Raw genomic sequence first — 26,509 nt, 5'->3', positions numbered from 1 at the left:
ATTAATAAATAGAGCGGTTCGCAGTGAGTCAAGAGAGTACGGAATAGGAGATGACCGGAATGGATGAATATGAAAAGCTTAAAGAACTCTACGAGCATATGATGGTTGTCCGTAAAGACAGCCGGCAGCATATTCAGGGGTTATGTGTAGCCTTGGATAATGGATTGTGGTTTCCGGAACGTCAGCAGCAAGCCGTCCGGGACGATTTGCAAGCACTGAGCCAAGCCCAGGATGCGCTATGTCAGGCCCTGGCACAGGTCCAGATTGCGACGGCCGATAAAGCCGATGAATTAGGGGAACGAATCGAAGCTTGGCATCGGGAACAGGAAAACCGCGAGGCCATGAAAGCCATGGTACATCAATTGGAAGGCATATTCGACGTGGTCTATGTGGGAACTGATGAGTCCATAGCCAGCCAGTTCCGCCAGATGCAGGGCGATGTCAAGGCCTTGTTGGGCCTGTCCCTGACCTTCGACGAACTATCGGAACAGGCCGAAAAATATATCCGCTTCCTGGAAGCCGTCCGCTTCGACGGACCCCTCTTGGACCGGGACCTGGCCGATTCCCTGCGCAGCCAGTTCGGCGGCGATATCAGCCTGGCCTGCATCTATCATGATTTCCGCTTGACAGAAGGACAGTCGGCTGCGGCTCCCGAGGAAACCGCAGCGAAAGTACCGCCTACACCGGCTTTCACTCCGGAACCGGAACCAGCACCCGTACCGGCCCTTGAAAAGGCGACTTCAGCGCCGGCTATGCCTGATGGCATGACTTTGGTTCAACAGAAGCCCTTGCGTGCTAAATTGAAAGGGGCTAAATCCTTTACCCATGACATCCAGCAGTTCGCTGAACAGACCGAAGGGATGGCTATCTTCTGGCTCATGGCCCTCTGTTTCCATGATTTTGTCGGGGAAGGGGAAGAAGCCCGGCTGTCGAGGGGCTTGCAGGAACAGCAGAAAAGAATGGGCGCCGATACGTTTGAAAACAGTCTCCAAGCCATCCGCAGCCGCTTCTTGGACTGGGGCCTGGCCGCCAAATATCAGTGGGGAACGCAGCCCTTTTACCGGCTCACGCCAGAGACGTATGACGTCTTGAAGCGCGACAAAGTGCGCAAATATTTCAATATCCCTTATTTTACAAGAATGACGGACTGGACCTGCTTCAGCCGCTTATATGAAATGGAGCGCTTCGTCCTTCAGGTATTGGATCACAGTCCCTATGAAATAGCCTTTTTCAGGGCTCAGCGCCAAGCCTTTTTTGGCTATGTGATTTTTGGGAAGTCCATGGTGGTCGATGATGGAACCTTCCTGCCGGCATACCTCCTCATCAGGCCACCCTTTTCGGAAGCCGAGCTGGAAGCCGATCAGAAAGACTTCCAGTACGTGGCGAAATCGACGGCTGTCAAGCTGCTTCTGACCGATTCCCGGGAATACGCCAAGCCCTGGATGACCCGCTTCGGGACCGAAGATATCTATGTGGCCTTGACCCATCCCGATGAAAAGGGGGATTTTCTCTTTTCGTCAAAAGGCGAAGTCCTGACGGCTGATGACCTCTTTGCCGTAGCTGTGAAGAAAGCCGAAGTGGATATCCCCGATTGCCTGGATATCCGGGAAAAGACGCAGAAAATGCTGTTCCTCAATGAACATGTCGCGGAAGTCCCGAACCTGGATGGGCCAGATGAATCCGATGCACCTGGGGTACCAGAAGAACCGGAAGAAACAGAAAAAACGGAAGAAGCCCAGCCAGAATCGGTACCGTCAGAAGAAGCGGTTCCTGACTCGACGGCTGATGCAGTCACGGATAGGGCCGACGCTTTGCAGTCCTTCTGCCAGCTGCTCCAGAAAGGCCATCGGGCCGAAGGCAGTTTCTGGCTCCATGCCCTGGCCAGCACGGCTGGTCCTGACGAAGCGGATTGGGAAGTTTTATCTGATGAAATCGCCTATATCCTCGGCGATCCGCTGTATGACCCGGCTGCCCATTCCGACGGCTTCGATTTCTGGGACTCCATGATTTCCCTGACGGCCATCGAAATGGGCCAGTCCCGGGATGTCCTGAATGCTGCCGCCATGGTCCGCGCCTTTTTTGCGCCGGCTGAACCGAAAGGCTACTTGCTGAGCAAGACGTGGATCCGCATCAATGAAGAACCGAATGAAGCCTTTACAGCCATTCCGGCGTTGAAACAATTTGTATCCTTATGCAAGAACTTTGCCGATACCCAAGGTATGTCCTTGGCCTATGGTCTGCAGCAGCACGCATCGGACCGCCAGCCTGTCGATCTCGATGGGGCCCGTCAGGCCGTAGCCGAACAGTACCAGGCCCTGTGCATGGATGAACGGAAACCGTCGCCCCATCCCCGGCTGCGGGGCCTGCGCTCCCAGTTATACGGTGGTCATGGGCAGGTCGTCCCATATTTTAAAGACGTCGATGCCTTCGACCTTACGGAACTCAGCGATTTTTGTAATACCTTCCTTAACACGCCCTTGACAGCGGATACGCCAGTAAATCGGATTGAAGACCGTCTGGTCAATGAAAATAAAGTAAAAGAATATTTGGACGGCGTTTGGTTCAGTATTCCCGTGGGCGAACGAAAGAACGAACGCTTCCTGGGAAAAGATGCGACGCAGCAAATCAAATTAATCAAGAAATCCGTGCTCATCCTTTGCCGCTATATCCTGGCCAAACAGGCGGCACAGCATGAGCAGAACCAGCATGGCCTTTCACCGGACGTCTTGGCGCAGCAGCGGCAAAAAGGGTTGGATCTGTTACAACAGGCCCAAGCGGAGCTGGCCGGACAGACCGTAGATACCGTGATGGATGAGCTGGCGAAAGCCGTGCTTCAGGCCTTATTGAACGACTTGACCCGGCAGTTCCAGGGCTGTTCCAGCGGCGAACCTTACTATGCCCCTTTACTAAAAGCCAACGCCTTTGAACTGGATTCGGATTATCTGCCCGACTTGACGCCAGACTACGACGGGGAATACCCGCTCGTCCCGCGCTTGCAGCGGTATATCCAGGCACGCTTGTCCCAAACGGCGGACCTTTCCTGGCAGGACGCCTATCATCAGGCTGTCCGTGTTTATAATTTGGGCATAGCCAGACAAATCGCCGGCCTGGATGATGCGGTAAAGCGCGTCGGGAAGCGGGATACGGTCTTGCAGTACGGGTTGCAGTATGCCGCAGCCGATACGGAAAATTACCGGAGCGACGTCGAACTGGCGGCCAACTATGGAAAAATCATCGGCAAAGAACGGATGGAACATTATTTTTCCGTAGCCGATACTGCCCGAAGCCACTTCAAAAAGACTGAGAACTTTGCCCTGTACAAGGACTTGCTCCAGAGCTGCCTGAAACACATCGATGAAGAAGCGGAACCGCGCCGTCAGAGCGTGCAGCGCGAATTGGACCAGTTCCGCTCCCAAATCCAGGAGGAAGACTTGTCCTGGCTGGACCCGATTCAGGCCTGGCTCGACCATGGCAACCTGACCATCGTCGAAGACTACCTGCACCGCTGTGCTCACAAGAGCCCTCGTGAAATGAAGCTCATCCTGAATTATCAAGGTGATTTCGGCCTGAAGACGTTCACGCAATTCCTGGAACAGTACCAGGCCGGATTCGATTTGTGCAACAAGAATAAAAAATTATCTCTAAAGAATATTTATGACCAGAAGCCGGGAATCCGCAATAAACGGGTCCATGACCGCCTGAACCGCAAGGAAAAGGACGGCCTCGACTTCGTCGAAGCCTGGTCGGCTGAATCCAGCGCCCCCGGCAAATCGATGAAGCCCTTGTTAGAGGGCCTGGGATATGGGAACATCGCCGATATCCAGGTCAGCCGGGCCGAAAAGAATTGTACCTGTTACAGTGTGAAGTTCGAAAAGAATCCGCCCCGGTTCCACCATCCCTTTGCCGTCTTTGGCAGCGGCGCCTACTACAATGGGCTGAATGTCGTCCTCTTCCGGGGCAGCCACACGCCGCAGAGCATCGTCAATGAAATATCCCAGCTCAGTGTAGCCAAAGAAAAGGGGACCCTCTTTTTCCTCGACTCCGCCCTGACCCTTTCGGATCGGCGCGAATTGGCCAGACTCATGAAGACCAACCTGGATATGCAGAACGTCTTGGTCCTGGACCGGGTCCTGGCCCTGTACCTGACGCATTTTGAAAAGAACGACCGCAACGATAAGCTGCTGGCCCTGGCCTTGCCCTTTGCCTATGTCCAGCCCTTCATCAGTGAAGCCCGGATTCCGCCGGAAATGTTCATTGGCCGGTCGACTGAATTGGCAGCCATCCAGGACATGGCCGGCCCGGTCTTCGTCTATGGCGGCCGACAGCTGGGCAAGAGTGCCCTCTTGCGGCAGACCCGCTACCTGGTCCACCATCCGGAGCAGGGGAACTATGCCATTTACCTCGACATCAAGAACAAAGATGGCGACGCTGTCTTAGGAGATACGTGCGACGAACTCCGGCGGGCAGGCATCCTGAACAAACATGTCCGGACGTGGGATGAACTGGGGCGGAGCTTGAAAGACCTGTGGTCACAAGGAAAGAAAAACATCGACAAGCTCATGATCCTCTATGACGAATCGGACCATTTCCTCGTCGATGCGGCGGCTCAGCAGAACCGTCCTATTGAAGTGCTGAAGGACATCCGCGACTACGTGCCGGGCCATTTCAAATTCATCTTTGCCGGCCTGCACAACGTCATCCGCTTCGACCGGAGACAGTTAGGCGATAATACCGTCTTCGCCCAGCTGGACCACCTGGTCGTCAAGCCCTTCGGCTACCTGGAAGCGAACGAACTCCTCTTAAAACCGCTCAGCTACCTGGGTTTTGAAATCCGCAACCAGGATATCATCAGCACTATCCTGGCCCAGACTAATTACTTCCCGGGACTGATCCAGTATTACGGCAAGAACCTCGTCGAAAGTATCCGCAGCCAATACAAGAACCAGCTCTTCACGGACTGCAATACGCCGCCTTATCCATTGGATGAAAGCTACTTGAAAGACTTGCTGAAGGACGAAAAATTCCGGCAGAAAATCGATGACCTGTTCATGATTACCCTGGAACTGGATGCGGACAATTACTATGCCATCATCGCCCTCGTCGTCGCCTATCAGTACCAGTATGAACAGCAGCGGGTCGTGCCGGTCACCCTCGACACCATCCGGGATGTGTGCGCCGCTTACGAAGTCCATAAAATCGCCGACATGCGAGATGAACAGCTCCAGGCCCTGATTGATGAAATGACCGATTTGAACATCCTCCATCAGGAAGAAGGCGGGAAGGGCTATGTCTTCAACCGCTACAACTTCTACATGATGATGGGCGATTGGGACGATATCGAAAGGAAGCTGAGAGAATATGGAAACGCGTGAATGGAATGAAGGAGCCGGCAATATCTGGTGGCGTGAAGTCGCCGGACCTCATAAATATGTCAAGGAAATCGCCAGGGCCATCCTGGACCAGCAGTGCCTGGCCATGGATGCCGACTTAGATGATGACGTGTTCACGGAAGCCCTGAAAGACCGCATTTCCAGCTATGACTGTGACTGCCATTACGTGCGCATCGCTGCCGATGATTTTGACGATGTCAATGCCTTTACAGCCTTCATCGCCCAGCAATATGCACCCCAGTTCCGCTTCGACCCCTTAGATGAATCGCCGCTGACCAGCCTGATCCGTCAGTCCGGGCTGCAGCATTACGTCTTTTTTATCGATTCCGCTTCCGGTGACTGTCCCTGGCTGGCCCAGGCTGCCGCTGCCGTAGGCCGCTTGGCCGGCCGGGAGGGGAGTGCCTGGATCTTCCGGGCCCCTTCTCCGGTCCTGGCAGCCTGGGACAAGATGGCCGGTGTACACCTCCTGGACCGCAAGCACTACCTCTATCATTATGACATCCAGTATTTCGCCATGACCTGTCTGCGCGATACAGAACTCAACCTGTGTCAGCAGTACTATGCCGCCGACATCATCGCCAAAATCGCCGGCATGGATGGCCGCCTCTGCCTGGCCCTGGCCCGGCAGGACCTGTACTTCCACCCGGAAACAGTCATACAGGAACAAAAGCTATCGGTCGACCTGGTGCCAATCCTCCTGGAAACACAGATGCAGCACGTCTTACCTATTCTCGAAGATATCCGCCGTTACCTGGTCCGGAAATACGAAACGATGATACAGCAGATACTGCCCCAGCAGGACGAATACGGAAAAGAACTGAACCGGCCTACGGACCTGGAACTCCGCCACCTGCAGCACTACCTGCGGGGGCAGGGCCTCTTCTTCCAAGAAAAAGACGACGAATGGTTCCAGTGCGCCTACCAGGCACGAAACGACATTTCCCATCTGAACGTGCTGCCGACAGACCAGCTGGATAAGTTATTTTACATTCAGCAAAAAATCCATTGAAAACGTTCGTTCAAGTATAAAAAAGCCGCCAGCTCATGTTAAATCCCCTTAAGACTAACACGAGCTGGCGACCCTTTCTTGAAGTCTGTCTAAAAACATGATGAACTTATTCTCATGAGATAGTTCGATGTATTCGGTTTTCCTCGCGAAAGCGGGGTGATCGGCATGAGTGTATACGAAGCATTATCCTTGATGATAGCTTTTGCTACGCTTATTGTGCTGGTTATTTCAGCTAGTAAGAAATAATTTATGAACTGAAAAAAACCGCATACCTTTGCGGTACACGGCCTTCTTCAGTTACAACATTCAGAGGAGAGCCGATGTTCCGCCATCGGACTATCTCTGTTTTTATTTTACCATATCGGCCAAATAAAGCAATTAGAAACTATGTTCGATGATGGGGGGGGCGAATGCCTCGTCGAACATAGTTTCTTTTTTTTGCCGGATTTTTACATAATTTCCGTAAATGCCTTTATAAGGAGAATTTAACTATTCCGTGAGTTATTACATGGAGTGCCTGTTTAAATTTCCTTAAATCGGCAAATTTTGCAGGAACATTTGTTGCATCTTGTCTTTTCTCATAGTACAATAGTAAACAAAGGAGGTGCCGCATATGTATTTACGAAAACGAGGCAAGAAATGGTATTATACGATTGAAGTCCCGACGAAAGATGGTCAGGGCAGGCTGCGGGAAGAACGCGTCGGCGGTACTTCGTATGCACAGGCCGCTAAAGCCTATCGGCAGGCCATGAAGGCTCTCGATGAAGCAGCGGTTTCGGAAAAGCCAGTCATAAAGATGATGGATTTTTTATTGGAATGGCTGGAAAAAGATGTGCGTATCAATTTAGGGCCCAATACGTACGATTCCTATGCGGGAATCATTAAATGGCATATTGGTGCCCGTTTCGGGAATGAAGCTTTGGATGCGCTGACGACGGCGGAAATCCAGGACTGGATCAACAGCTTGAAGCAGGATGGTTATTCCCGCTCGACGGTCAAGTCGATTTTCACGGTCTTCAATGATGCCATGCGCTGGGCCGTTTCCAACCGCCAGTACATCGAAACGAATCCCATGGCCAATGTCAAGATGCCGAAATTTGACGTTCCCCGGAAAAAGCCGGTCATCTTTTCGCATCAGCAGATACAGATTATTTTCCACGCCTTTCCGTTGGGGCATAAATATTACGCTCCCTGCATGATTGCCTATTGTACAGGCCTTCGTGTCGGGGAATGTCTGGCCTTGCAATGGTCTCATATAGACATGGAAAACCGAACGATTTCCGTTGATAGTACCTTATATGATAAAAAAGGCATCCCTGTTTGCAAGGCGACGCCCAAGACCAAGTCATCGGTCCGGACGATTCCCTTTAATGAGACTTTATACAAAGCCCTGGTCCGCCATAAGGCCCAGCAGGCCAAGAACCACCGTCTCTACGGTGACGATTACGTCGAAAGCGATTTTGTCTGTACCCGCGAAGACGGCCGTCCGATGAACAGCAATGATATGCGCTATTTCAATATGTGGTGCAAAAAGGAATTTGGTGGCGGCAGTTTCCATTCTTTCCGCCATACCCATGCCACGATGATGTTGGAAAATAATATCGAGCTCGACTACGTGTCCAAACGGCTAGGTCATTCTTCGATTGCGACGACGGCTAATATTTACGATACCATTACAGATAAGCGTAATCGGGAAGCCATGAAGAAACTCGATTCGATTTTGTAAAATCATGGCGGCAAACGCGGCGGCAAGATATAGAAATTTTAGCTTAAAACCTAGATTTTCCGATAATTAATACTTATCGGAATAATATGCCTCCAAACGCAAAAATAATCAGAGAAAGAAGTACCTAAACACCATGTCTCCTCAAATCACTACCTACAGTGGAAAACATTTCGACATTACCCATCCCAATCCCGAGGCTATCTGTATCGAAGACATTGCCCACGCCCTGTCGCTCATCTGTCGGGGCAATGGCCATGTGACGACTTTTTATTCCGTTGGCCAGCATTGCCTGCAATGTGCCAAGGAGGCCCGGGCCAGGAATTTGCCATCTCATCTGGTCCTGGCAGCCCTATTGCACGATGCGACGGAATGTTATATGTCTGACGTACCACGGCCGATGAAGCAGCTCATGCCGATTTACCGTCAGACGGAAGCCAGGCTGCTCGACGTCATTTACGAGAAATTCCTGGGCCAGCCTTTGACAGCAGAAGAAACGCGGCTCCTCAAAGACATTGACAATGCGTTCCTCTGGTATGATCTGACCTATCTCTTGCAGGACAAGCCGGACAGTGCGCAGCCACAGGTGCATTGCCTTCCCGATTATGAACCACGGCCTTTTGCCGACGTCGAAGCTGAATATTTGCAGTGCTATCGAAAGTGTCAGGAGGGGAAATCATGGATATAGCCATTGTGACCGGTGCCTCTTCCGGGTTGGGAAGGGAATACGTAAAATTATTGGATGACGAAGGCTTAGATGAAATCTGGCTCGTCGCCCGGCGCCGTCCGCAGCTGGAAGACCTGGCCGGGGCCTTGAAGACGAAAAGCCGCCTCTATCCGCTGGACCTGACCGAGAACGATTTCTTTCGGATTTTACAGCAAGCCTTAACCGATAGTAGGGCTATCGTCCGCTATTTGATTCATGCAGCGGGCTTCGGCAAGATGGGTTCCGTCATGACGATTCCGTCAGGTGTTCAGGAAAAGATGGTCGACCTCAATGACCGGGCCGCAATCAGCCTGGTCGAGTTAGTCCTGCCATACTGCAAGGCCGGCAGCCACCTCGTCCAGATTTGTTCGTGTGCCGCTTTCCTGCCTATTCCGGAACTGGCCGTCTATTCGGCGACCAAGGCCTTTCTCCTGCGCTACAGCCGGGCCCTGGCCGCTGAACTGGCCCCACAGGGAATCCTCGTTTCTGCCATCTGCCCGTATTGGGTCAAAGACACGGAATTTATTGCGACGGCCATCCAGACCGATAGGAACCAGCAGTTCCGCCATTATCCCCTGGCAGGGACGAAAGAGGTCATTGCCCGCCGATCTTTCCGGGCCGTGAAAAAAGGCCGAGTCGTCATCACACCGGATGTCGTCTCGACCTTGCTTCGCTTTCTGTCGGGGTGGATTCCCCAATCTATTTTGTTATATGGTAGCCGTTGGTTCCGCTGACCTTATAAGCCGATGGCTTTCAAGGCCTGATTGAGGTCGCCGATGATGTCGTCCGGATCTTCCAGGCCGATGCTGAAGCGGATGAAGCCCTTGCGGAATTTTTCCGGATAGAGATTGATGCGTTCATCGTAGCTCGGCTGCGGGAAAATCAGGCTTTCGTCATGGCCGAGGGAGACGGCAAAGGTGACGACTTTCAAGGCCGCGCAGAACCGTTCGACCGCCTTGTCGTCAGCAGCGATGCCAAAAGAAATAACGCCGCCAAAACCGTGTTTCATCTGCTTTTTGGCCAATTCGTGGCCAGGGTTGCTGGGCAGGCCGGGATAGGAAACGAACGTGACGTTTTGGCGCTGTTCCAGCCATTCTGCGATTTTTTGCGTCGACGCATTGATGCGTTCCATCCGCAAAGGGAAGGTGACGGCACCGCGGAAGATCTGCCAGGCATTGAAGGGACTGATGACAGAGCCGACATTGACCTGGGCTTCATAGCGGATCCGGTCCATCGTCGCCAAGTCGTTGGAAATGATAGCCCCTCCTTGGGCATCGCCGTGGCCGTTGATATATTTGGTCAGCGATTCGACGACAAAGTCAGCGCCGAAATCCAAGGGATGCTGATTGAGAGGCGATGCAAAGGTATTGTCGACAGACAAGGCCGCTCCATTTTCATGAGCGATTTTGGCAATGGCCGCAATGTCTGAAATACCGTCAGTTGGATTGTCCGGCGTCTCGATATGGACCAGGCGCGTCCCTGGCGTAATCGCTTTTTTGACGGCTTCCAGGTCCGTCATATCGACCATGACTGTTTCGACGCCGAATTTCCGGTTGAATAATTCGTGGAACAGGCGATAGACGGCCATATAGCTGACTTTCGGATAGACGACGCGGTCGCCTGTCTTGAGCAGCGTCCAGAACAAAGCGTGAAGGGCGGCGACGCCGCTTCCCAGAACGATGGCGTCATCGGCTCCGTGGAGGGCAGCGACTTTTTCTTCCAGCCAGTGCTGATTCGGGTTGCCATTGCGGGCGTACATCAGCAGATCCGTCGAAGAATAATTGACCTTCGACAGGTCATCGGGTAGCTTGTAGCTATTGGCCATGTGCAGCGGCCGGCGGACGGCTCCTGTTTCCGCATCATAAGCGACGCCCGTATGGACGGCTTGTGTTGAAATATCATACCCCTTGAACTTGTTTTCTTTTTTAGCCATAAAAAATCCCCCCTTATGGTGTCAATAAATAATATACAAGTATATTATAAGGTATATTTTCGAAAAGTAAAAGCTTTTTGTTTTTTATTTCACTTTTTATTTTTTCAAACTAAAGGAGGAACTCCATGAATATCCAGATTTTTGGCACGAATAAGTGTTTTGATACAAAGAAAGCCATCCGCTATTTCAAAGAACGGAACATCAAAGTCCAATTCGTCGACCTGAAAGAAAAGGGCCTGAGTAAAGGCGAATATACCAAGGTCAAACAAGCCGTCGGCGGCCTCGACGCCATGCTCAACCCGAAATGCAAAGATAAAAACGCGCTGGCCTTGATTCAATATGCCGTCGATGATGAAAAAGATGCTAAAGTCTTGGATAATCAGCAAGTCTTGAAGACGCCCATCGTCCGCAACGGTACTAAGGCTACCATAGGCTACGTACCGGAAATCTGGAAAACGTGGGAATGAATTCTTGGTTTGACAAAAATTAAACGTTTGAGTATACTTATGGTGCTTAAACGTTTGATTTTTTTGATGAACGAGGTGTAAGACATTGAAACACATTGTAAAAAACTCTCTCTTAGTAGCCTGTGCCACGTTGATGATTGGCAGTACTTCTTTCGCAGCCAGTACGCCGAAAGTCCAGCCGATCGGCATACCTAATCCTATTGTGATCTACGATACCTATGAAAATGTCGTAAAAGATGCCGGCTTTACACCGCTGTATTTGACCCGCGACGCCGGCTTCAGCTGTTATTACCTCTCTTTAATCGGCAAACACACTGCGGACATCGGCTTCCAGCGCTTAGGCCAACCGGAAACGACGGTCCGCGTCCGCACGATGCCCCAGAAAGCCGATAAATCGATGAAAGATATTTCCGGCGTCTATAGCGTAACCTGGAAAGACCAGGTCATCGACGGCGTTCCCGTCAGCATCGCTAAAATCAACGACACGTCCTACGTCGCTCATTGGAAAGTGGGAGACTATCAGTTCTCTGCCCAGGCAGCCGGAATGAGTGCCCCGCAGTTCAAAGCCCTCCTGGAAAACAGCCTCGTCGATGACTCGGCCCATTATTTTGTGAAATAGTTGTTAGTGGCTCGTGGTTAATGGCTCGTGGCTCGTAAATACATAAATTTAATTTCATACGCTTTTTGAAAAGAGGATGTTGCATTAGCGTTTTTGGCTTAATGCAGCATCCTCTTTTGCGAACCACTAATCACTAACTACTAACCACGAATCATCACTTACTCCGTGCTGCTGAAGGGACAATACCAATGGCACAGAGAATCGTGAAAACAATGAAGGCTTGCTGAATATGATGGGCCAACCAGTCCGATGCAGCCGCGGCGCCGCTTTGCGACAAAATCAAGGTGATGATGGCCACGCTGAGGACCTGGCCGATGAGGCGGACCGTACTGACGACCGATGAAGCAGCCCCATAATATTTGGGTGCCACGGATCCCATAATCGCGTTATTATTCGGCGCCGTGAACAGGGCAAAACCGATGCCGATGATGACCAGGGCCAGGGCAATGAGCCAGAAGGAAGAAAGAGAGACATTGATTGCCAGACAGGAGAGACCGAAGGTAATCAAAATCATACCGGAAGAAGCCAGGACGGCGGGATTGATACGGTCCGACAGCGCTCCGGTGACAGGGGACAAGAGCGCCATCAGCACCGGTTGGAGCAATAGGACGAGTCCCGTGTCACGGGCATTGAGGCCGGTAATGCGCTGCAAATAAATGGACAAGAGGAAACTGATGCCAAAAGTTGCACAATAGTTGAGCATAGCTGCCAAACTGGAACAGGAAAACACGCGATTGTCGGCAAAAATACGGACGGGCAGGACCGGGCTTTTCTGGTGCCATTCACCATACAAGAACACCAGGAACAGGATGAAGCCGGCGGCCAAGAGATATTTAGCATAGAAAAGACTCGTTACTTCCGATAAGCCAACCATAATGGCAATCATAGCCAGGGCATATAAGAGGCTACCAAACAAATCCAGACTGCCATGGGAATTGACAATCCATTCTTCTTTTTTCATGCTATACAGGGCAATCAGCCAGGCCACGGCACAGATAATGGCGATAAAATAAAAAATTGTCTTCCAGCCCAGGTAATAAGAAAAGAAACCGCCCAGAACCGGACCAAAGGACAGCCCGCAATACACAGCGGCAATGGTAAAGCCCATAGCCCGGCCGCGACGTTCCGGCGGGGTGACCAGGGAGACGATGGCCATGCTGGTGGCAAAAATACTGGCACTGCCCAGGCCTTGCAAGATGCGCAGTAAAAATAAGCCATAGAGGGAAGTCACAAAATACACAGCCAGTGACGAGACACAGAATAAGGATACACCAAACAAGAAGACATGACGCTTGCCAATCCGGTCGGCAATCTTGCTGATTGGCATAATCGTCACCGTCGAAGAAATCAAGAACAACTCAATGACCCAACTGAGCTGGGCATCCGTCGCACCATAAGCCGTACCAATCCCAGGCAAAGCCGTCGTCAAAGCGCTGCTGGTAAAAGGGTTGATAAAAGACACCATCATGACGACAGCTAAAATCGTATTTTCGTAAGACAAAAATCGCTGCATGGCGAATAACCTCCGTAAAAAACAGTAATAAGCAACCCTAATTATACTGCCAAAGAAAGGCCTTCGCAATGAATGTTTTTTTGAACTACTTTTAGAGAAGAAGCCTAATTTCCCTAAAAGTAGTTGATTAGCTCAACTATTAAGATGATACCTGTATAGAAAAAAGAATCATATCCATAGACAACAGATTAGCTCGTAGTAAGGATTCCACACCAAGAACCTGGCAAACTATCATGATAGATTAACATCATTCATCTTGACCTAAGTTAAATATGCTTAAAGACGCATGACGCCTATATTCAATTCCGCCAGCCTATATGAATCATACAATCTCAAGTATCAGCAAATACAGAGACAGGTTTACAAGTCCGGTTATGAAGCAAAAAAATTCCGTCAGCATAATAATTTGGCCATATTAGCAGGGAGAGAATCAAAAATGAGCCAAAATAAGTAGATATCATTGTAGATATCATTAATGATAGTGAATTACTAGAAATATAGTGATTTTATAGTCATTAGCAGTACGGGGTGGAGTTAGAAGTATTATTACTTCCGATAACGTTAAATTATCGTAAGTTATTTTAAATGAGAATGGAGGTGCATATTGTAACACTTTCTATCCAGCATAACTAAGCCATTTATTTAACAAGTAATACCACTTTCACTTTTTCTCAATAACTGCCAAATTTCCTCGTTTTTCATATCAAAATCGGCAAAATATCGGCAAAAAAGTCGGCAAAAAACTTGCTGAAAACCTAAAGCCGCTAAAAAGCCGCTTAAAAATTCACAAAAAGCTCTCGAAAAAGCAATCATCAGTTACCGCCATCCTTATTTCGTAGTTCTTTGTCATAAGCCTTCAACTGTTTTTCCATGGCCTGTTTTGGCGCAATAAGCCCTAATGTATTATTAATTCTTCATAGACAAAAAAAGAACCACCGCAACAACCGGATGATTGTTGCAGCGGCTCTTGACCTCATTCATAATGTGTCCAACATGACAGCAGTTTTATTTTTTGTTCATCGATATTCACATTATATACTAATCGGTGTTGAATATTGATTCTCAAGGAATACCTGTTTTTCCATTTAGGTTCTAATTTTTCAGCATGGTAAAAAGGATTTTCATATAATCCATTAATGAGTTTCTTTAATTTTCTAACCATAGACGGATATTGTTTCAACTTCATGTAATCCTTTTGAAATTCTCGTGTATACTCAATTTTATACATCTGGTATATCCTCTAAGGAAGTAAAAGGGATTCCTTCTTCTTTTTCCGCACGGTCTAATTTTTCCGCCATGCCAGGTACACCGTATACATGTAATGTTTCCATTAAAGAATCATAATCGGCCTTGCCTAAAATGACTACATCATCAAGAGAATCTTTATTCGTAGCAATGACGGGAACACTGTCTTCATTGACTTCCTTGGCAATTTTAAAGAAATCTTTTCTTGCTTTTGTTTGGCTCATAATTTTCATGTTTATCCCCTCCTTAATTTATTTTATCATCCGTGTACATGTACGTCAATGAGTACATGTACACGGATATGTTTTTAGGCATCTTTTTCTTTCTTTTCTTTCGGACGTTTCCGTTCACAGAATTCAAAATCTTCTAACAGAATACGCCAGTATTCGTGCTTACTGCCTTCGGCATCAGTATAAGTAGCGTCAAAAAAAAGACCCGCATGATGACGGGTCCTTCCTAAAACCTTATTTCAAATGATATTCTCGCAGTAATTTTTCCTGATACTCATTATCCTGCAAGACACGGTCGAATTCTTCTTTCCGGCCTTCCTCCAATAGCTTTTGAAGCAAAGTACTGAGTGCCTGGCGTCCTGTCTTATCACCAATCTTTTCGCCGCGTTCCTGGCCTGCTTTTTCCCGGCTGTAAAGGGCCGAAGCGATGTCGCGCATGGTACGTTCGTGTTCCCAATAGGCTGATTTCAGCTTGTTATTCGTGGCAAATTGTTTTTCGTAATCCATAGCTTCCTTGATAGCCGTATCACTCATAGCTAAAGCCCTCCTTTCCTGGTCACTGAAATTAGAAAAGACAAGGACATTCCATACATCATCGCATTTGGAATGTCCCTGTTTTTATTTTATTTCGGCGTAATGGCTACGACGCGGACCGGGAGTCCGGTAGCGCCTTCGATATTGGGCCAGGATGCCAGGAGGATGGCACCGGCAGGGGCTACTTTGTCGAGGTTATCCAAGAGTTCGATCTGGACATGGCCCTGGCTGAGGACGTAGCGTTCACAGATGAGGTCTCCTGCTTCAGCTGCGACGGCAGATGCGTCGGTATCAAAGGTTTCATGGCCGTTAGCAGCGGCATGACGGACTTCGTAGATGTATTTCAAGGCATCTAACGACCAGCCCGGGGCATTTTCATTACCTTCTTCATCAAAGCCGCAGAGCTTATCGTTATCCGGCCAGTTCTTCGACCAGTCCGTCCGTAGTGCGACAAATGCGCCTTCCGGAATGGCTCCATATGCCGCTTCATAGGCTTTGATGTCGTCAACGGTAACGGCGTAATGGACGTCACGGGCTACTTTTTCACTGATATCGATGACGACCAAGGGATATGCCATGTACTGTACGCCGAAGCGTTCAGACAGTGCGGTCCCTTTGGCAAAATGGCCGGGAAAATCAATATGCGTGCCGAATTGGCCGGGAAATTTGAAGGTCTGGATCAAACATTCCAGCATGGGATTTCCCCAATCAAAGACGGTTTTCCCGATTTCGACGGAACCTTCGGGCATGCCAGACCAATACGGACTGTCATTGTTCAGGCGATGGCTAAGTTCTACCCATTCGTAATCAGATTTTAGTTGCTGTAAGAGAGTCCACAATGCATGTGTTGCCATGAAAACACTTCCTTTCTGAGCTAGTTTTAGCTATTTATAATTTCCATGTTTCTAATACGGACATCATTGCCCGTTTTTCAGCCGTTGCTTCTTCCAAATGAAAAACGACGAAACGATTGCCACTTTCGGGCGTGTAAATTTTCTTCATGACTGGATAGCCAGGCTGTGCCAGCGCTTCTTGGGACAGTTCATCGCCTTTTTCAAAAACAGCTTTGCCGTAATAACGGAAAAAGAGTTTCCCCTTTCCCATAAGTCCACAAATTTCTACATATGGGTTTTCCTGCATTTGGCGATAGACTTCTTTCATGGCGCCGACACCAAAATAATTAACGCCATCTTTCAGCATATGGAAACTGATGGGACGCGATTTTGGCCGGCCAGCTTCTACGGTATTCAAAAAGAAGGCGCCGCTTTCGGCCACGCAATCGTTTAACCAATCGTTGATTTTTAAGGCAATGCTTTGTTTGTCTGTCATCTACTATTCCCTCACTGGTTATATTATTTTTTCGAAATAGTTGCCGGCAATTCGCTGGTGCAATGCGGGCAGCGCGTAGCGTCATCAGCAATGGGCTGACGGCAGAACGGGCAAAGCCGCGGTTCCGGAGCCGGTTCTGGTTTCGGAAAGAAACGGTTCAGCTGTTTGATTACGATAAAGATAGCAAAAGCGATGATCAGGAATTCTAATACCGTATTGAGGAAAGCCCCGTAAGCGATAACAGGAATTCCCGCTGCTTTCGCTTCGGCTAACGATTCAACATGTTCCGTACTCAAAGGGATAAAGAAGTCAGAAAAGTCGATGCCCCCGAGAAGAACGCCGAAAGGCGGCATAATGATGTTATTGACTAAAGACGTAACGATTTTCCCAAAGGCACCGCCGACAACAACGCCGACTGCCATGTCCAGTACATTGCCTCGCATGGCAAATTCTTTAAATTCCTTAATAAAACCCATCCCATTTCCTCCTGTTGTAAATAAATGCTAAGGTAAAAATTACACATATGTATCATCATAACGAAAAAGCCGAGAAATTGCAATAGCTTTTCATATCTACCCTTGTATCCGATACCAGAGCTGCATTTCAAAATCGTTGGGAATGTCCGATTCTGACATAAGTTGGCCGAATCCTACGACGATGCGCGTCATGGTTTGGCGAAAGGCTTTTTCTAAGGGCATTTGCTTTACCTTATGCAAATACCATGATTCATGAATAGAAAGACACATTCCCGATTTCAGCAGCAACAGACGGGCATCGTGAGCCGCTTGGCGTTTCTCGGGGTCTCCTTGCGTATCTGCCTTAGCCGTTTTCAGCAGCTCCCGTTGTTCGTCTGGCGAAAGGTGGCTGCGGAACATATGCTGTGCCAGACGCCGGAACCAAGCGTAATCTTCCCCAACATCGGCTAATAGCCGCGTCATAAGCTGATCCGAAGCCCTATCCTGTAAAAAAGTCTGTATGTAGGCTAATTCCTGATTTTCTAAAGACACTAGCATCACCTCACCGATTACGCGTTACTCTTCACGAAATACATGGCAGACAATCCTTTATAGAATTATTCTACATGATAACCTGAAATTCCTGCTTTCTCTTTCCCATCAAGTTTGCATAAGTGTACATCAGTGCCTCCGGAAAATTGTCACAACAGGAAGACACCACGCATGTGGTAAGGCTTTTATGTCTGCAGTCCGCGTCTGGCGGCGAAAAGACAAGCTATAAAATTGCAACAAAAAAGCGCCTCCGTCAGGTAAGCGCTTATTTCACTTTCACAGCTCGTTGTAAATCCCCGTTGGCATTATCCTTTATTACTTCCCATTTTCCAGGAGGAATCCCATCGTCATCTAAAGAACCCGGACTAATAGCCGAATACAAGTAATCTTCGCCAGAATCATCAATAACCCTCAAAAATCCGCCTTCAACCCCAAGACATTGATAAATCTTATTTGATGTTAAGCTGTCTACTCCAAACGACTGCCCTACATATCGGACTTTCATGACTATTTCCTCCTTTCTGTATAACTCTTGATTTTAAATAATATATCTCCCCTATCTTTATGATGGTACCAATGAATATCAAAGAGATATTTATCAGATATAATCACTCCGACTACTTTCTGCCATTCCTGTGCCATCCCACCATAAGTTTGTGCCAATTATCGGCAATCCTCAATTTACTACCGGAACCCAAACCAGCAATAACTTTTTTAGGAATTACCATAGTATGTTCAGGAATAAAATTCTCTTTTGTTATCTATTCTACACAATAGGAGTAAATTCCTGCCATCATTCAGATAAAAATTCCCTATTATGCCTATTATTTGCCCCCTCTTTACAGGATATATATATTCAGCTGGTATGCTGAAGAAAATAGCGTAAAGGTGGGATTTTCTATGGCAAAGACTTATGTACTCGATACGAATGTGCTCATTCAGGCGCCGTATGCCATGCAGTGTTTTGAAGACAATCACGTCGTCATTCCTTTGGTTGTTGTCGAAGAGCTGGATGGATTGAAAAAAGCGGATGGTGAACGCGGGTTCAATGCCCGTCAAGCCATCCGTTTTTTAGAACGCCTGCGGCTCCGGGGTAACCTGCTCGACGGAGTCCCCTTGGATCATGGCGGCACCCTGCGTATTGAAATCAACTGCGTCCATGAAGCCCTTCCTGATTCCCTACCGGACGATCAGGCCGATAATCGCATCCTCAAGGTCTGCCGTCATCTGCAGTCGTGTCAGCCCATTCTGGTCACGAAGGATCTGGTCCTGCGCCTGAAAGCACAGGTCCTGCATATCGAAGCCCAGGATTTCAGTCGCGAACAGGTCCTTCCAGAAAAGAATGCCTATACCGGCCGTCTGACTTGTTATGTACCGGAAGCGGCTTTCGACGATTTCCTGACCCAAGGCGTTGCCGTCAGCCAGCTCTATCTAACGGACAGCGAAGGACGCAGTTATGCTCCGGAAGTCCAGGAAAATGAATTCGTCATCTTACAGGCCGACGCGTCTTTGCACAAAACCCATTTAGGCCGGGTCCATCAGGGACAAGTCCTGCCCCTGACCTACAGCCGTGTCACGCCTTATGGCATCAAGCCGCGCAATGCCGGCCAGTATTTCATGCAAGAAGCCCTTATGCAGCCGGCTTCGGAAGCCCCGTTGGTCATCGTCAAAGGCCAGGCCGGGACGGCAAAGACGTTCTATTCTTTGGCTGTGGGCCTGGAAAAAATCATCAACCATCCGACTGGCGAATACCGGCGCATTCTCATCTGCCGTCCGAATGCGCAGTTCGACTCGGACATCGGCTTTCTGCCCGGCGACGAACAGGAAAAGATTTCGCCCCTCATGCGGCCCATCATCGACAATCTGGAGCAGCTCATCGACAGCAACGAAGATGAACGCTACGATAACGAACGGGAATTAGCCGAAAAAATCGAGGAAATCTTTGACCGTCAGCTCATTCAGACAGAAGCTCTCAATTTCATTCGCGGCCGCTCTTTGGAAAAGACGTACCTCATCATCGACGAAGCCCAGAATATGACACCGAACCAAGTCAAAGGCATCATCACCCGTGCCGGGAAAGGCACGAAGATCATCCTCATCGGCGACCCCAACCAAATCGATAAGCCCTTCCTAGATGAACGGACCAATGGTCTGACCTATGCTGCCGGTAAGATGAAAGGCAGCCCTTTATGCTACCAGCTGACCATGATGGCCGATGAATGTGAACGGTCGCCGCTGGCCCTCGACGCTATCCAGCGCCTGTGATTCACTGCTTCAGATATTGGCTGCTTTCCTTGCATTCCTTTACAATTTGTGATACATTGAGAAAAGATTTATCTTAAAGTGTAATTGAAGGAATGATTTTTCATGGAGCGAAAGCACTATTTTCTAATTCTCGGAACTGTCTGTCTTGGACTTCTGGTCGGCAGCGGGGTCTTTGCCCTCTCAGGCGGACAGGCCGAAAAGTTCCTGGTGTCGAAGGAAGCTGCACCGGTTTCTTTGACGCCGCTGGAAGAAGCCCAGAAGGATTACGCTGGCGTGGCCATCACTTATCAGTTCGGCGATAAGAGCGAGACCCTCGACGGCGGCCGCATCGTCTCCTGGCTCAGAACCGATGCCAACGGCCAGGTCACCTTTGACCCGCAGCAGGTTTGGGCCTTCGTCAAAGAACTGGCCGACAAATACGATACGGCCTATACGCCGCGGACTTTCCACACTTCTGGCGGTCAGGACATCACGATCAGCGAAGGTGATTACGGCTGGCGCATCGACCAAGAAAAGGAAACGGCCCACCTGCTAGACCTCCTGGCCCAGAAGCAGAGCACGGTCTGCGAACCAGTCTACGCCCAGACGGCTGCGGTCCACGGCCATCAAGACTGGGGTACGACGTACATCGAAGTTAGTCTGAAGGACCAGCAGCTATGGCTCTATAAAGACGGCCAGTGCCTTCTCCAAAGCTATCTCGTCTCGGGCAATCCGACACGTAAGCACGGTACGCCCAAGGGCATTTACGGCCTGACTTATAAGACACAAAATGCCACCCTGAGCGGTCAAGGCTACGACTCAAAAGTCAAATACTGGATGCCTTTCAACTGCAATGTCGGCCTTCATGACGCACCGTGGCGTTCCTCGTTCGGTGGCCAGATTTACAAATCGAACGGCTCTCATGGTTGTTTGAACCTGCCGCCGGCCAGTGCCGCGAAAATCTATAAAAACGTCGACAAAAATACACCGGTCATCATCTATTAACATTCACTTTTTCAGATATTGACTGGAAATAGCCGGATTCCAGGAACAAAGGCCCGCCGTTTTTTCAAAGCGCCATTTTTGTGGGACGTCGGGATACTTCTCATGATCCACTTCGCTGAGGAACATGTCCAGAGGGCGGATGAAATCGCGGTATTCGCCATACAAGGTCTTATAGACGACGTAGGTCTCACCCGTTTCGGCGTCATCCGCTAAATCGAGGATGCGGTACATATGGTTCTTGAAATGGCGCCACGTTTCGCCCGGTTTTGGCAAATCGCGGCCGAGGACAAAGGCTGTGAGCTCCGCAAAGGATGATACGAAAGGCACGGCATCAGCCCAGGCCTTATCGACGAATCCTTCGGCGCTCATCTGCTGGATCAAGGCTTTCATGGGCTGATAATAGCCATTGAAGTCGAGAAAGGCAAAGCGCCCTTCCAACTGGTGCAGTTTTACCTGGCTCATGACCTGGCTGATTTCTTCCAGCGTCCCGATGCCGCCGGGAAAGGCTAGAAAAATATCGCCTAAGTCCATCATCTGTTGCTTGCGCGACGTCATATCTGGCGTCACAATCAGTTTTGTCAAGCCTTCATGCTGTAATTCCTCATCCATAAAGAACTGCGGTTCCACGCCGATGACCTGCCCCCCGGCCTGCAAAGCCCCGTCAGCTAGTTTTCCCATGAGCCCGGTCCGGCTGCCGCCGTAAACGAGCGTATGACCATGGTGGGCAATCCAGGCCCCTAACGCATAGGCATAATCAGCATAACAAGGTTGGTTCCCACAACGGGAACCGAGATAAACAGTAATATTCATAGATATGGTCCTTTCTTTCCCTTAATATATGGTATAATACAAATTATATCATATATTAGGGGGAATTTTTTATTATGATTTTCGTGCCTATGTCGGAGCAAAATTCACGCACTTAGCGCCGAAACCCTTGCTTAAAGAGGCTATCGTCGCCATGCCGACCTTAGGCGGCATCATCATGGTCCTCTTCGGCCGCTAAGCCTGCTGATGGCGGTGCCAGAAGTAACAGATCAGGACCGTCAGGACGACCCAGAAAGCCAGGCGGCCGCTGTGCTGGCTGATATGGATGAGGTCATGGCCCAAGAGGACTTCGATGACGACCCGCGGTACCTTGCCGGCAGCTGTTGCCAGAAAATGGTCTTTCTGGCTGAGATGGCTGACGGCAGCGATAGCTGTAAACGGTACGTTGGGGATATATGGGATGGACCGGGCTGCGGCCAGCGTCCGGAAGCGGCTGTACCGGTCGAGCTGGTTCCTAAGGTGATGGCGGGAAATGACGTGGATGGCCTGGCGGCGTAAGACGGTCCGCAAGATAACGAAGCTCAGTTCCGTCCCCAGGACTTCGCCAACCCAGGAAATGATAAGGCCCGGCACGAGTCCGAAAATGGCCCCATTGACCGTCAGGAAGGGAATCGACGGCAGGCCGGTCATATCCGTGACGGTGATCATGAAGATACTGATGAGGGCCGCATAGATGCCAAAGGATGAAATATAATCGATAAGGCCGTCCACGTCGCCAGCCAGGCTGAGCCGGAACAGTTCCTGATAGAAATCGGGGATGACCCACTGGACACCCCAAAAAGCCAGGAACAGGCCCAGACAGACTGCGATTTTCAGCACTTTGTCCCATAAAGGACCATTGCGGATTGCCATAACAACTCCCCTTCTTTCCCTATTTGATTCTATTGTATACCAAAAAAAGGCGTATCTACAAGTTGTTCTTGTAAAGCGCCTGAAAAGGAGGTTTTCTGTTGTCTAACTTGACAGATGCGCCGAATTTTTTCATCGGCCGCAGTGAAGCCATTGCTCAAAATGATAAGTTATCCAATAAAGCCCGCCAGAGCCTGTACACGGCACGGGCCGCCAATACCGTCGACGCCTACCGCTCGGACTGGAACGATTTCTGTGACTGGTGCAGCTATCACCAGCTGTCGTCGTTCCCGGCTGAACCAGAGACCATCGTCAATTACATCAACGACCTGGCCGACAATGCCAAGGCCAATACCATTGCCCGGCGCATCAGCGCGCTGACGGAAAATTTCGACGCTGCCGGTCTTAAAGAAAATCCCTGCCGCTACCCCATCGTCAAGAACGCCCTGCGGGGCATCAAGCGCATGAAAGGGACCATCCAGCACGGCAAGGCACCGATTCTCTTCGACGACATCAAGGAAATGCTGACTTATCTCGAAGGCGACGAAATCCAGCAGGTCCGCGACAAGGCCATTCTCCTGGTCGGCTTCTACGGGGCCCTGCGCCGGTCGGAACTGGCCGGTATCGACGTGGAAGACTTGAAGTTCACCCGCCTGGGCCTGCTCATTACGCTGCGCAAATCGAAGACAGACCAGTTCGACCAGGGCCAGATGATTGCTATTCCCATGGTCAAGGATAAAGAATACTGTGCCGTCACGGCCTTGCAGAAATGGCTTGATATCAGTGGGATTACGACGGGGCCGGTTTTTCGGGGATTGACGAAGGGGCATCATGTTCGGAAAACTCGGATTTCCGATAAATCAATCGCCCTCATCGTCAAACACTACGCCGGGCTGATGGGTATGAATCCGGATGATTACGGCGCCCACAGCCTGCGCCATGGCTTTGCCACGTCGGCGGCCCAGCATCACGTCGAAGAACGGCAGATCATGCGCCAGACCCGTCATAAGTCGCAGGCCATTGTCCGCCGCTACATCGACGAAGCGGACCGCCTCATCGACAACCCGATCTTAAAGATTACCGAAGATTCTCATTGATCCACCAGCTGCCGTGCTAACGCCGTCCGCACCTGTTCGGCCCGGCCCGGTGCGATGGGCAGGCGCAGTATTTGGCCCGGACGGATGTCACTGGTCCCGGTCAGGCCGTTGTCTTCTAAAATCTCATTGACGACCTGGCGCACGTCCATATCATCACCGGCTGCGACCGAGGCCAGCTGCCAGACCGTCTGCCCCGGTTCGACGGCAACAGAAAGGTATTCCTGCGAAGGCTGGTAACTCCAGCCAATCTGTGTACACATAAAGAGGGCCAGCACGGCCAATACGACATATTTCATGGCAATCACTCCTGACTTTAAAACGAACGTTCTTAGAACGAAATTTCTTAGAACAACCGTTCGTCGACGGTTTTATTATACCGTCGAACGGTTGTTCTTGTCAAGATATTTTGAACAAACGTTTGATTTTTTTTATAAATTTCGCTATAATAAGGGTAGCTTATACTGGAATTGCTATAACTTTCCCAGACTGGAGTGATTATATATGATTAATAATGAAAAAATGCTGACGACCCGTCAAAAACAAATCCTGGAATATATCCGCACGTGTGTCCATAAATTCGGCTATCCCCCGTCGGTACGGGAAATCTGCAAAGAAGTCGGCCTGAGCTCGACGTCAACGGTCCACGGTTATCTCCACCGCCTGGAAGACCTGGGCTATATCCGCCGCGACCCGGCCAAGAACCGGACCATCGAACTCCTCGATGAAGGCTCGTGGCGTTCCAAGAAAGTCGTTCCCCTGCCCCTGGTCGGCCAGGTCCGGGCGGGTGCGCCGATTTTTGCTGAAGAGTGTGTCGAAGACGTCTATCCCTTCCCGGCGGACTTCATCGGCAATGACGACTGCTTCATGCTCGTCGTCCAAGGGGACAGCATGAAGAACGCCGGTATCCTCGAAGGGGACCAGCTCATCGTCCGCCGCCAGGAAACGGCAGAAAACGGCGAAATCATCGTCGCCCTCATCGGCGAGGAAGCAACGGTCAAACGCTATTTCCACGAAGCCGATACGATCCGCCTGCAGCCGGAAAATGACGAATATGAACCGATTTACACCCGAGATTGCCAAATCCTGGGCAAAGTCATCGGTCTCTATCGCCGTTACTAGGAGGTCTTTCGCATGACTGATTCTTTACCCATCCTGCCCGATGACCTCCCCTTCTTTACCGGCATCAGCCCCGACAAGCGCATGGCCATGCTCACCTGCCTGGGTGCGCGGGTCCGGACCGTCCGCAAAGGCGAATTTCTGGTCCTGGCTCAGGATGAAGTGCGCTACATCGGCATCGTCCTCAGCGGAGAAATCCACATGATCCACGAAGACCGCTGGGGCGACAAGGCCGTCCTGGCCGTCATCCGCAGCGGCGGTCTCTTTGGAGAAACCTTTGTCTGTGGTACGGTACTTCAATCCATCGTGACCTTCCAGGCAGTAAAGAACACGAAATTCCTGGTCCTGCCCTTCCACAAGGTCCTGCATGTCTGTACCAATGCCTGCCCCTTCCATTTTCAGCTCATTGAAAACATGCTCCGCCTCATGGCCGATAAGAATGCCCAGCTCCTGGAAAAGCTCGAAGTCATTTCCAAAAAAACGCTGCGCAAGAAATTGCTGACGTACTTCTCCTTCCAGTCCGAACAGGTTGGCAGTCCGACCTTCACCATCCCCATAACCCGGACCCAGCTGGCCGATTACCTCTGTGCCGACCGGACCGCCGTAGCCCGGGAACTGAGCCATATGAAGGCCGATGGCCTCATCGAAATAGACCAGCAGCGCGTGACGCTGTATTGAAAAAGGACCTGTCGCATTTGCGACAGGTCCTTTTTTCTGTAGGGGCTCGCACGTGGCGAGCCCGCTCCGGGATATGTCCTATCATTCCTGACGGGCATCCCACGTGTGCCCCTACAACTCACGGACTACTATAAAGAAAGAGCAACCTCTCAGTCAGCTTCGCTGACAGCTCTCCTATAAGGAGAGCCACGAACCACTAGCCACGAGCCACTAATCACCAATCTTCTTCGCTGCAATGCCGTAGGGAATGGACAAGAAGAGGATGGCACCGACGATGTTGCCCAAGGTGACAAAGGCCAGGTTGTAGAGATAACCGCCGACGCTGACGGCCGTGCCGGCGGGATTCAGCAGGCCCAGGGTCAGGACGGTCATGTTGGCTACGCTGTGTTCAAAGCCACAGGTAAAGAAGGCGTAGAGGCACCAGAAGACCATGATCAGTTTGCCGCTGTCCGATTTACAGCGGAAGCCGCACCAGACGGCCAGGCAGACCAGGACGTTACAGAGGATGCCTTTGAGGAAGAGTACCAGCGGCGGCAGGCTCATCTTCATGGCAGCGGCATTGGCCAGGGCCTGACCGGTGCCGCCAGCCGTGCCGGCAGCACCGTAGAAAATCAGGGACAAGACGATGGCGCCGAACCAGTTGCCCAGGTAGCAGACGACCCACAGGCGGACGACGTCCGTCAAAGTGACCGTCTTCGAACGCCAGCCGTTGTAGAGGACGAAGGCATTGCCCGTGAACAGTTCTGCCCCGGCGATGACGACCAGACTCAAGGCGATGCCAAAGGACAGGCCCATGGCGATCTTCGTCATAGGAATAGCACCGAGGGTACCGCTGACGGTAAAGGACAGGAGGATACCGAAGCCGATGTAGGCGCCGGCTAAAGCCGACATGAGGAAATAGCCTAAGGGGTTCTTCTTCAGCAGGCCGACCTTGGCGGCCGCACCGGCTGCAGAAGCTGCGTATTCGTCGTTGTACATAGGCTCCTC

General features: G+C 50.4%; 28 protein-coding genes. 13 read left to right on the top strand and 15 right to left on the bottom strand.

The window, feature by feature from the left end; genetic code table 11:
• The first annotated feature begins 59 nt into the window (after positions 1-59).
• The 6 genes from C6362_RS10825 to C6362_RS10805 all read left to right on the top strand — a co-directional run bounded on the left by C6362_RS10825 (position 60) and on the right by C6362_RS10805 (position 9,562).
• Positions 60-5,372: an ATP-binding protein gene (locus tag C6362_RS10825; protein WP_014016626.1), complete on the top strand. Its 5,313-nt coding sequence runs from the start codon at positions 60-62 to the stop codon at positions 5,370-5,372.
• Positions 5,359-6,399: a hypothetical protein gene (locus tag C6362_RS10820; protein ID WP_014016627.1), complete on the top strand. Its 1,041-nt coding sequence runs from the start codon at positions 5,359-5,361 to the stop codon at positions 6,397-6,399. The genes C6362_RS10825 and C6362_RS10820 overlap by 14 nt, the downstream gene beginning before the upstream one ends.
• A gap of 165 nt (positions 6,400-6,564) precedes the next feature.
• Entirely contained in the window at positions 6,565-6,645 is an 81-nt protein-coding gene (locus tag C6362_RS12340) for a putative holin-like toxin (protein ID WP_353804100.1), read from the top strand.
• A 367-nt stretch (positions 6,646-7,012) separates the two neighbouring features.
• Positions 7,013-8,125 (top strand): tyrosine-type recombinase/integrase, encoded by a 1,113-nt coding sequence (locus C6362_RS10815; protein ID WP_014016628.1) that lies wholly within the window; start codon positions 7,013-7,015, stop codon positions 8,123-8,125.
• Positions 8,126-8,258: 133 nt separating this feature from the next.
• Positions 8,259-8,810, top strand: a complete 552-nt coding sequence (locus C6362_RS10810; protein WP_014016629.1) for an HD domain-containing protein — start codon at positions 8,259-8,261, stop codon at positions 8,808-8,810.
• Positions 8,801-9,562 carry an SDR family NAD(P)-dependent oxidoreductase gene (locus C6362_RS10805; RefSeq protein ID WP_014016630.1) on the top strand — a complete coding sequence of 254 codons (762 nt, stop codon included), beginning with the start codon at positions 8,801-8,803 and terminating at the stop codon, positions 9,560-9,562. The genes C6362_RS10810 and C6362_RS10805 overlap by 10 nt, the downstream gene beginning before the upstream one ends.
• Before the next feature lie 2 nt (positions 9,563-9,564).
• Here C6362_RS10805 and C6362_RS10800 read toward each other — a convergent pair whose 3' ends face one another.
• A complete protein-coding gene (locus C6362_RS10800) occupies positions 9,565-10,761 on the bottom strand; it encodes a trans-sulfuration enzyme family protein (protein WP_014016631.1) in 1,197 nt (398 codons plus the stop codon).
• A gap of 125 nt (positions 10,762-10,886) precedes the next feature.
• Here C6362_RS10800 and C6362_RS10795 point away from each other — a divergent pair, with 125 nt between their 5' ends.
• Together C6362_RS10795 and C6362_RS12235 are read left to right on the top strand one after the other, a co-directional pair.
• A complete protein-coding gene (locus C6362_RS10795; protein WP_014016632.1) occupies positions 10,887-11,228 on the top strand; it encodes an arsenate reductase family protein in 342 nt (113 codons plus the stop codon).
• Between the two features lie 85 nt (positions 11,229-11,313).
• Positions 11,314-11,847 carry a hypothetical protein gene (locus tag C6362_RS12235; protein ID WP_014016633.1) on the top strand — a complete coding sequence of 178 codons (534 nt, stop codon included), beginning with the start codon at positions 11,314-11,316 and terminating at the stop codon, positions 11,845-11,847.
• A 154-nt stretch (positions 11,848-12,001) separates the two neighbouring features.
• Here the strand turns inward: C6362_RS12235 and C6362_RS10785 are convergent, their stop codons facing one another.
• From C6362_RS10785 to C6362_RS10745, 10 genes are all read right to left on the bottom strand, one after another.
• On the bottom strand, positions 12,002-13,360 hold the full coding sequence (locus C6362_RS10785; RefSeq protein WP_014016634.1) for an MFS transporter: 1,359 nt from the start codon (positions 13,358-13,360) through the stop codon (positions 12,002-12,004).
• A gap of 642 nt (positions 13,361-14,002) precedes the next feature.
• Positions 14,003-14,173, bottom strand: coding sequence for a hypothetical protein (locus C6362_RS11855; RefSeq protein WP_157868804.1), 171 nt, complete (start codon positions 14,171-14,173; stop codon positions 14,003-14,005).
• A gap of 160 nt (positions 14,174-14,333) precedes the next feature.
• Complete coding sequence (locus C6362_RS12335) at positions 14,334-14,588, bottom strand: Txe/YoeB family addiction module toxin (RefSeq protein WP_014016635.1); 255 nt, start codon at positions 14,586-14,588, stop codon at positions 14,334-14,336.
• Complete coding sequence (locus C6362_RS10775; RefSeq protein ID WP_014016636.1) at positions 14,581-14,838, bottom strand: type II toxin-antitoxin system Phd/YefM family antitoxin; 258 nt, start codon at positions 14,836-14,838, stop codon at positions 14,581-14,583. Before C6362_RS10775 ends, C6362_RS12335 begins: the two co-directional genes overlap by 8 nt.
• Positions 14,839-15,069: 231 nt before the next feature.
• Entirely contained in the window at positions 15,070-15,369 is a 300-nt protein-coding gene (locus C6362_RS10770) for a hypothetical protein (RefSeq protein ID WP_014016637.1), read from the bottom strand.
• Between the two features lie 89 nt (positions 15,370-15,458).
• Positions 15,459-16,223, bottom strand: a complete 765-nt coding sequence (locus C6362_RS10765) for a cyclase family protein (RefSeq protein ID WP_014016638.1) — start codon at positions 16,221-16,223, stop codon at positions 15,459-15,461.
• 34 nt (positions 16,224-16,257) lie between these two features.
• A complete protein-coding gene (locus tag C6362_RS10760; RefSeq protein WP_014016639.1) occupies positions 16,258-16,698 on the bottom strand; it encodes a pyridoxamine 5'-phosphate oxidase family protein in 441 nt (146 codons plus the stop codon).
• A 23-nt stretch (positions 16,699-16,721) separates the two neighbouring features.
• Positions 16,722-17,174 carry a large-conductance mechanosensitive channel protein MscL gene (gene mscL / locus C6362_RS10755; protein WP_014016640.1) on the bottom strand — a complete coding sequence of 151 codons (453 nt, stop codon included), beginning with the start codon at positions 17,172-17,174 and terminating at the stop codon, positions 16,722-16,724.
• A gap of 96 nt (positions 17,175-17,270) precedes the next feature.
• A complete protein-coding gene (locus C6362_RS10750) occupies positions 17,271-17,711 on the bottom strand; it encodes a hypothetical protein (RefSeq protein ID WP_255411295.1) in 441 nt (146 codons plus the stop codon).
• Positions 17,712-17,970: 259 nt separating this feature from the next.
• Positions 17,971-18,210 (bottom strand): hypothetical protein, encoded by a 240-nt coding sequence (locus C6362_RS10745; protein ID WP_014016642.1) that lies wholly within the window; start codon positions 18,208-18,210, stop codon positions 17,971-17,973.
• A gap of 395 nt (positions 18,211-18,605) precedes the next feature.
• On the opposite strand from C6362_RS10745, the gene C6362_RS10740 reads away from it, so the two are divergent.
• A complete protein-coding gene (locus C6362_RS10740; RefSeq protein WP_014016643.1) occupies positions 18,606-19,970 on the top strand; it encodes a PhoH family protein in 1,365 nt (454 codons plus the stop codon).
• Positions 19,971-20,072: 102 nt separating this feature from the next.
• Complete coding sequence (locus C6362_RS10735) at positions 20,073-20,954, top strand: L,D-transpeptidase family protein (RefSeq protein WP_014016644.1); 882 nt, start codon at positions 20,073-20,075, stop codon at positions 20,952-20,954.
• A 3-nt stretch (positions 20,955-20,957) separates the two neighbouring features.
• Here the strand turns inward: C6362_RS10735 and C6362_RS12330 are convergent, their stop codons facing one another.
• Positions 20,958-21,764: a TIGR00730 family Rossman fold protein gene (locus tag C6362_RS12330; RefSeq protein ID WP_014016645.1), complete on the bottom strand. Its 807-nt coding sequence runs from the start codon at positions 21,762-21,764 to the stop codon at positions 20,958-20,960.
• Between the two features lie 192 nt (positions 21,765-21,956).
• The gene (locus C6362_RS10725) at positions 21,957-22,634 is read right to left on the bottom strand and encodes a TVP38/TMEM64 family protein (RefSeq protein WP_014016646.1); all 678 of its coding nucleotides are present in this window, start codon (positions 22,632-22,634) and stop codon (positions 21,957-21,959) included.
• 95 nt (positions 22,635-22,729) lie between these two features.
• On the opposite strand from C6362_RS10725, the gene C6362_RS10720 reads away from it, so the two are divergent.
• Positions 22,730-23,728 carry a site-specific integrase gene (locus C6362_RS10720; protein WP_370687630.1) on the top strand — a complete coding sequence of 333 codons (999 nt, stop codon included), beginning with the start codon at positions 22,730-22,732 and terminating at the stop codon, positions 23,726-23,728.
• On the opposite strand, the gene C6362_RS10715 is transcribed toward C6362_RS10720, so the two are convergent.
• Positions 23,722-24,024 carry a LysM peptidoglycan-binding domain-containing protein gene (locus tag C6362_RS10715; protein ID WP_014016648.1) on the bottom strand — a complete coding sequence of 101 codons (303 nt, stop codon included), beginning with the start codon at positions 24,022-24,024 and terminating at the stop codon, positions 23,722-23,724. The genes C6362_RS10720 and C6362_RS10715 overlap by 7 nt on opposite strands.
• A gap of 205 nt (positions 24,025-24,229) precedes the next feature.
• On the opposite strand from C6362_RS10715, the gene lexA reads away from it, so the two are divergent.
• Both lexA and C6362_RS10705 read left to right on the top strand, forming a co-directional pair.
• Positions 24,230-24,847, top strand: a complete 618-nt coding sequence (gene lexA / locus C6362_RS10710) for a transcriptional repressor LexA (protein ID WP_014016649.1) — start codon at positions 24,230-24,232, stop codon at positions 24,845-24,847.
• A gap of 12 nt (positions 24,848-24,859) precedes the next feature.
• Positions 24,860-25,522 carry a Crp/Fnr family transcriptional regulator gene (locus tag C6362_RS10705; RefSeq protein WP_014016650.1) on the top strand — a complete coding sequence of 221 codons (663 nt, stop codon included), beginning with the start codon at positions 24,860-24,862 and terminating at the stop codon, positions 25,520-25,522.
• A 210-nt stretch (positions 25,523-25,732) separates the two neighbouring features.
• Here the strand turns inward: C6362_RS10705 and C6362_RS10700 are convergent, their stop codons facing one another.
• Positions 25,733-26,500 carry a formate/nitrite transporter family protein gene (locus tag C6362_RS10700; RefSeq protein WP_014016651.1) on the bottom strand — a complete coding sequence of 256 codons (768 nt, stop codon included), beginning with the start codon at positions 26,498-26,500 and terminating at the stop codon, positions 25,733-25,735.
• Positions 26,501-26,509: the final 9 nt, after the last annotated feature.

Origin of the sequence: Megasphaera elsdenii DSM 20460 (genome assembly GCF_003010495.1) — a bacterium.
Lineage (GTDB): Bacteria > Bacillota > Negativicutes > Veillonellales > Megasphaeraceae > Megasphaera > Megasphaera elsdenii.
The sequence above is the reverse complement of the archived record's forward strand: the minus strand, read 5'-3'. Positions and strand labels throughout refer to the sequence as shown.

Coding starts and splice junctions, on each gene's coding strand:
- C6362_RS10825 (WP_014016626.1), top strand. CDS start 60: ATGGATGAATATGAAAAGCTTAAAGAACTCTACGAGCATATGATGGTT.
- C6362_RS10820 (WP_014016627.1), top strand. CDS start 5,359: ATGGAAACGCGTGAATGGAATGAAGGAGCCGGCAATATCTGGTGGCGT.
- C6362_RS12340 (WP_353804100.1), top strand. CDS start 6,565: ATGAGTGTATACGAAGCATTATCCTTGATGATAGCTTTTGCTACGCTT.
- C6362_RS10815 (WP_014016628.1), top strand. CDS start 7,013: ATGTATTTACGAAAACGAGGCAAGAAATGGTATTATACGATTGAAGTC.
- C6362_RS10810 (WP_014016629.1), top strand. CDS start 8,259: ATGTCTCCTCAAATCACTACCTACAGTGGAAAACATTTCGACATTACC.
- C6362_RS10805 (WP_014016630.1), top strand. CDS start 8,801: ATGGATATAGCCATTGTGACCGGTGCCTCTTCCGGGTTGGGAAGGGAA.
- C6362_RS10800 (WP_014016631.1), bottom strand. CDS start 10,761: ATGGCTAAAAAAGAAAACAAGTTCAAGGGGTATGATATTTCAACACAA.
- C6362_RS10795 (WP_014016632.1), top strand. CDS start 10,887: ATGAATATCCAGATTTTTGGCACGAATAAGTGTTTTGATACAAAGAAA.
- C6362_RS10785 (WP_014016634.1), bottom strand. CDS start 13,360: ATGCAGCGATTTTTGTCTTACGAAAATACGATTTTAGCTGTCGTCATG.
- C6362_RS11855 (WP_157868804.1), bottom strand. CDS start 14,173: ATGATTGCTTTTTCGAGAGCTTTTTGTGAATTTTTAAGCGGCTTTTTA.
- C6362_RS12335 (WP_014016635.1), bottom strand. CDS start 14,588: ATGTATAAAATTGAGTATACACGAGAATTTCAAAAGGATTACATGAAG.
- C6362_RS10775 (WP_014016636.1), bottom strand. CDS start 14,838: ATGAAAATTATGAGCCAAACAAAAGCAAGAAAAGATTTCTTTAAAATT.
- C6362_RS10770 (WP_014016637.1), bottom strand. CDS start 15,369: ATGAGTGATACGGCTATCAAGGAAGCTATGGATTACGAAAAACAATTT.
- C6362_RS10765 (WP_014016638.1), bottom strand. CDS start 16,223: ATGGCAACACATGCATTGTGGACTCTCTTACAGCAACTAAAATCTGAT.
- C6362_RS10760 (WP_014016639.1), bottom strand. CDS start 16,698: ATGACAGACAAACAAAGCATTGCCTTAAAAATCAACGATTGGTTAAAC.
- mscL (WP_014016640.1), bottom strand. CDS start 17,174: ATGGGTTTTATTAAGGAATTTAAAGAATTTGCCATGCGAGGCAATGTA.
- C6362_RS10750 (WP_255411295.1), bottom strand. CDS start 17,711: ATGCTAGTGTCTTTAGAAAATCAGGAATTAGCCTACATACAGACTTTT.
- C6362_RS10745 (WP_014016642.1), bottom strand. CDS start 18,210: ATGAAAGTCCGATATGTAGGGCAGTCGTTTGGAGTAGACAGCTTAACA.
- C6362_RS10740 (WP_014016643.1), top strand. CDS start 18,606: ATGGCAAAGACTTATGTACTCGATACGAATGTGCTCATTCAGGCGCCG.
- C6362_RS10735 (WP_014016644.1), top strand. CDS start 20,073: ATGGAGCGAAAGCACTATTTTCTAATTCTCGGAACTGTCTGTCTTGGA.
- C6362_RS12330 (WP_014016645.1), bottom strand. CDS start 21,764: ATGAATATTACTGTTTATCTCGGTTCCCGTTGTGGGAACCAACCTTGT.
- C6362_RS10725 (WP_014016646.1), bottom strand. CDS start 22,634: ATGGCAATCCGCAATGGTCCTTTATGGGACAAAGTGCTGAAAATCGCA.
- C6362_RS10715 (WP_014016648.1), bottom strand. CDS start 24,024: ATGAAATATGTCGTATTGGCCGTGCTGGCCCTCTTTATGTGTACACAG.
- lexA (WP_014016649.1), top strand. CDS start 24,230: ATGATTAATAATGAAAAAATGCTGACGACCCGTCAAAAACAAATCCTG.
- C6362_RS10705 (WP_014016650.1), top strand. CDS start 24,860: ATGACTGATTCTTTACCCATCCTGCCCGATGACCTCCCCTTCTTTACC.
- C6362_RS10700 (WP_014016651.1), bottom strand. CDS start 26,500: ATGTACAACGACGAATACGCAGCTTCTGCAGCCGGTGCGGCCGCCAAG.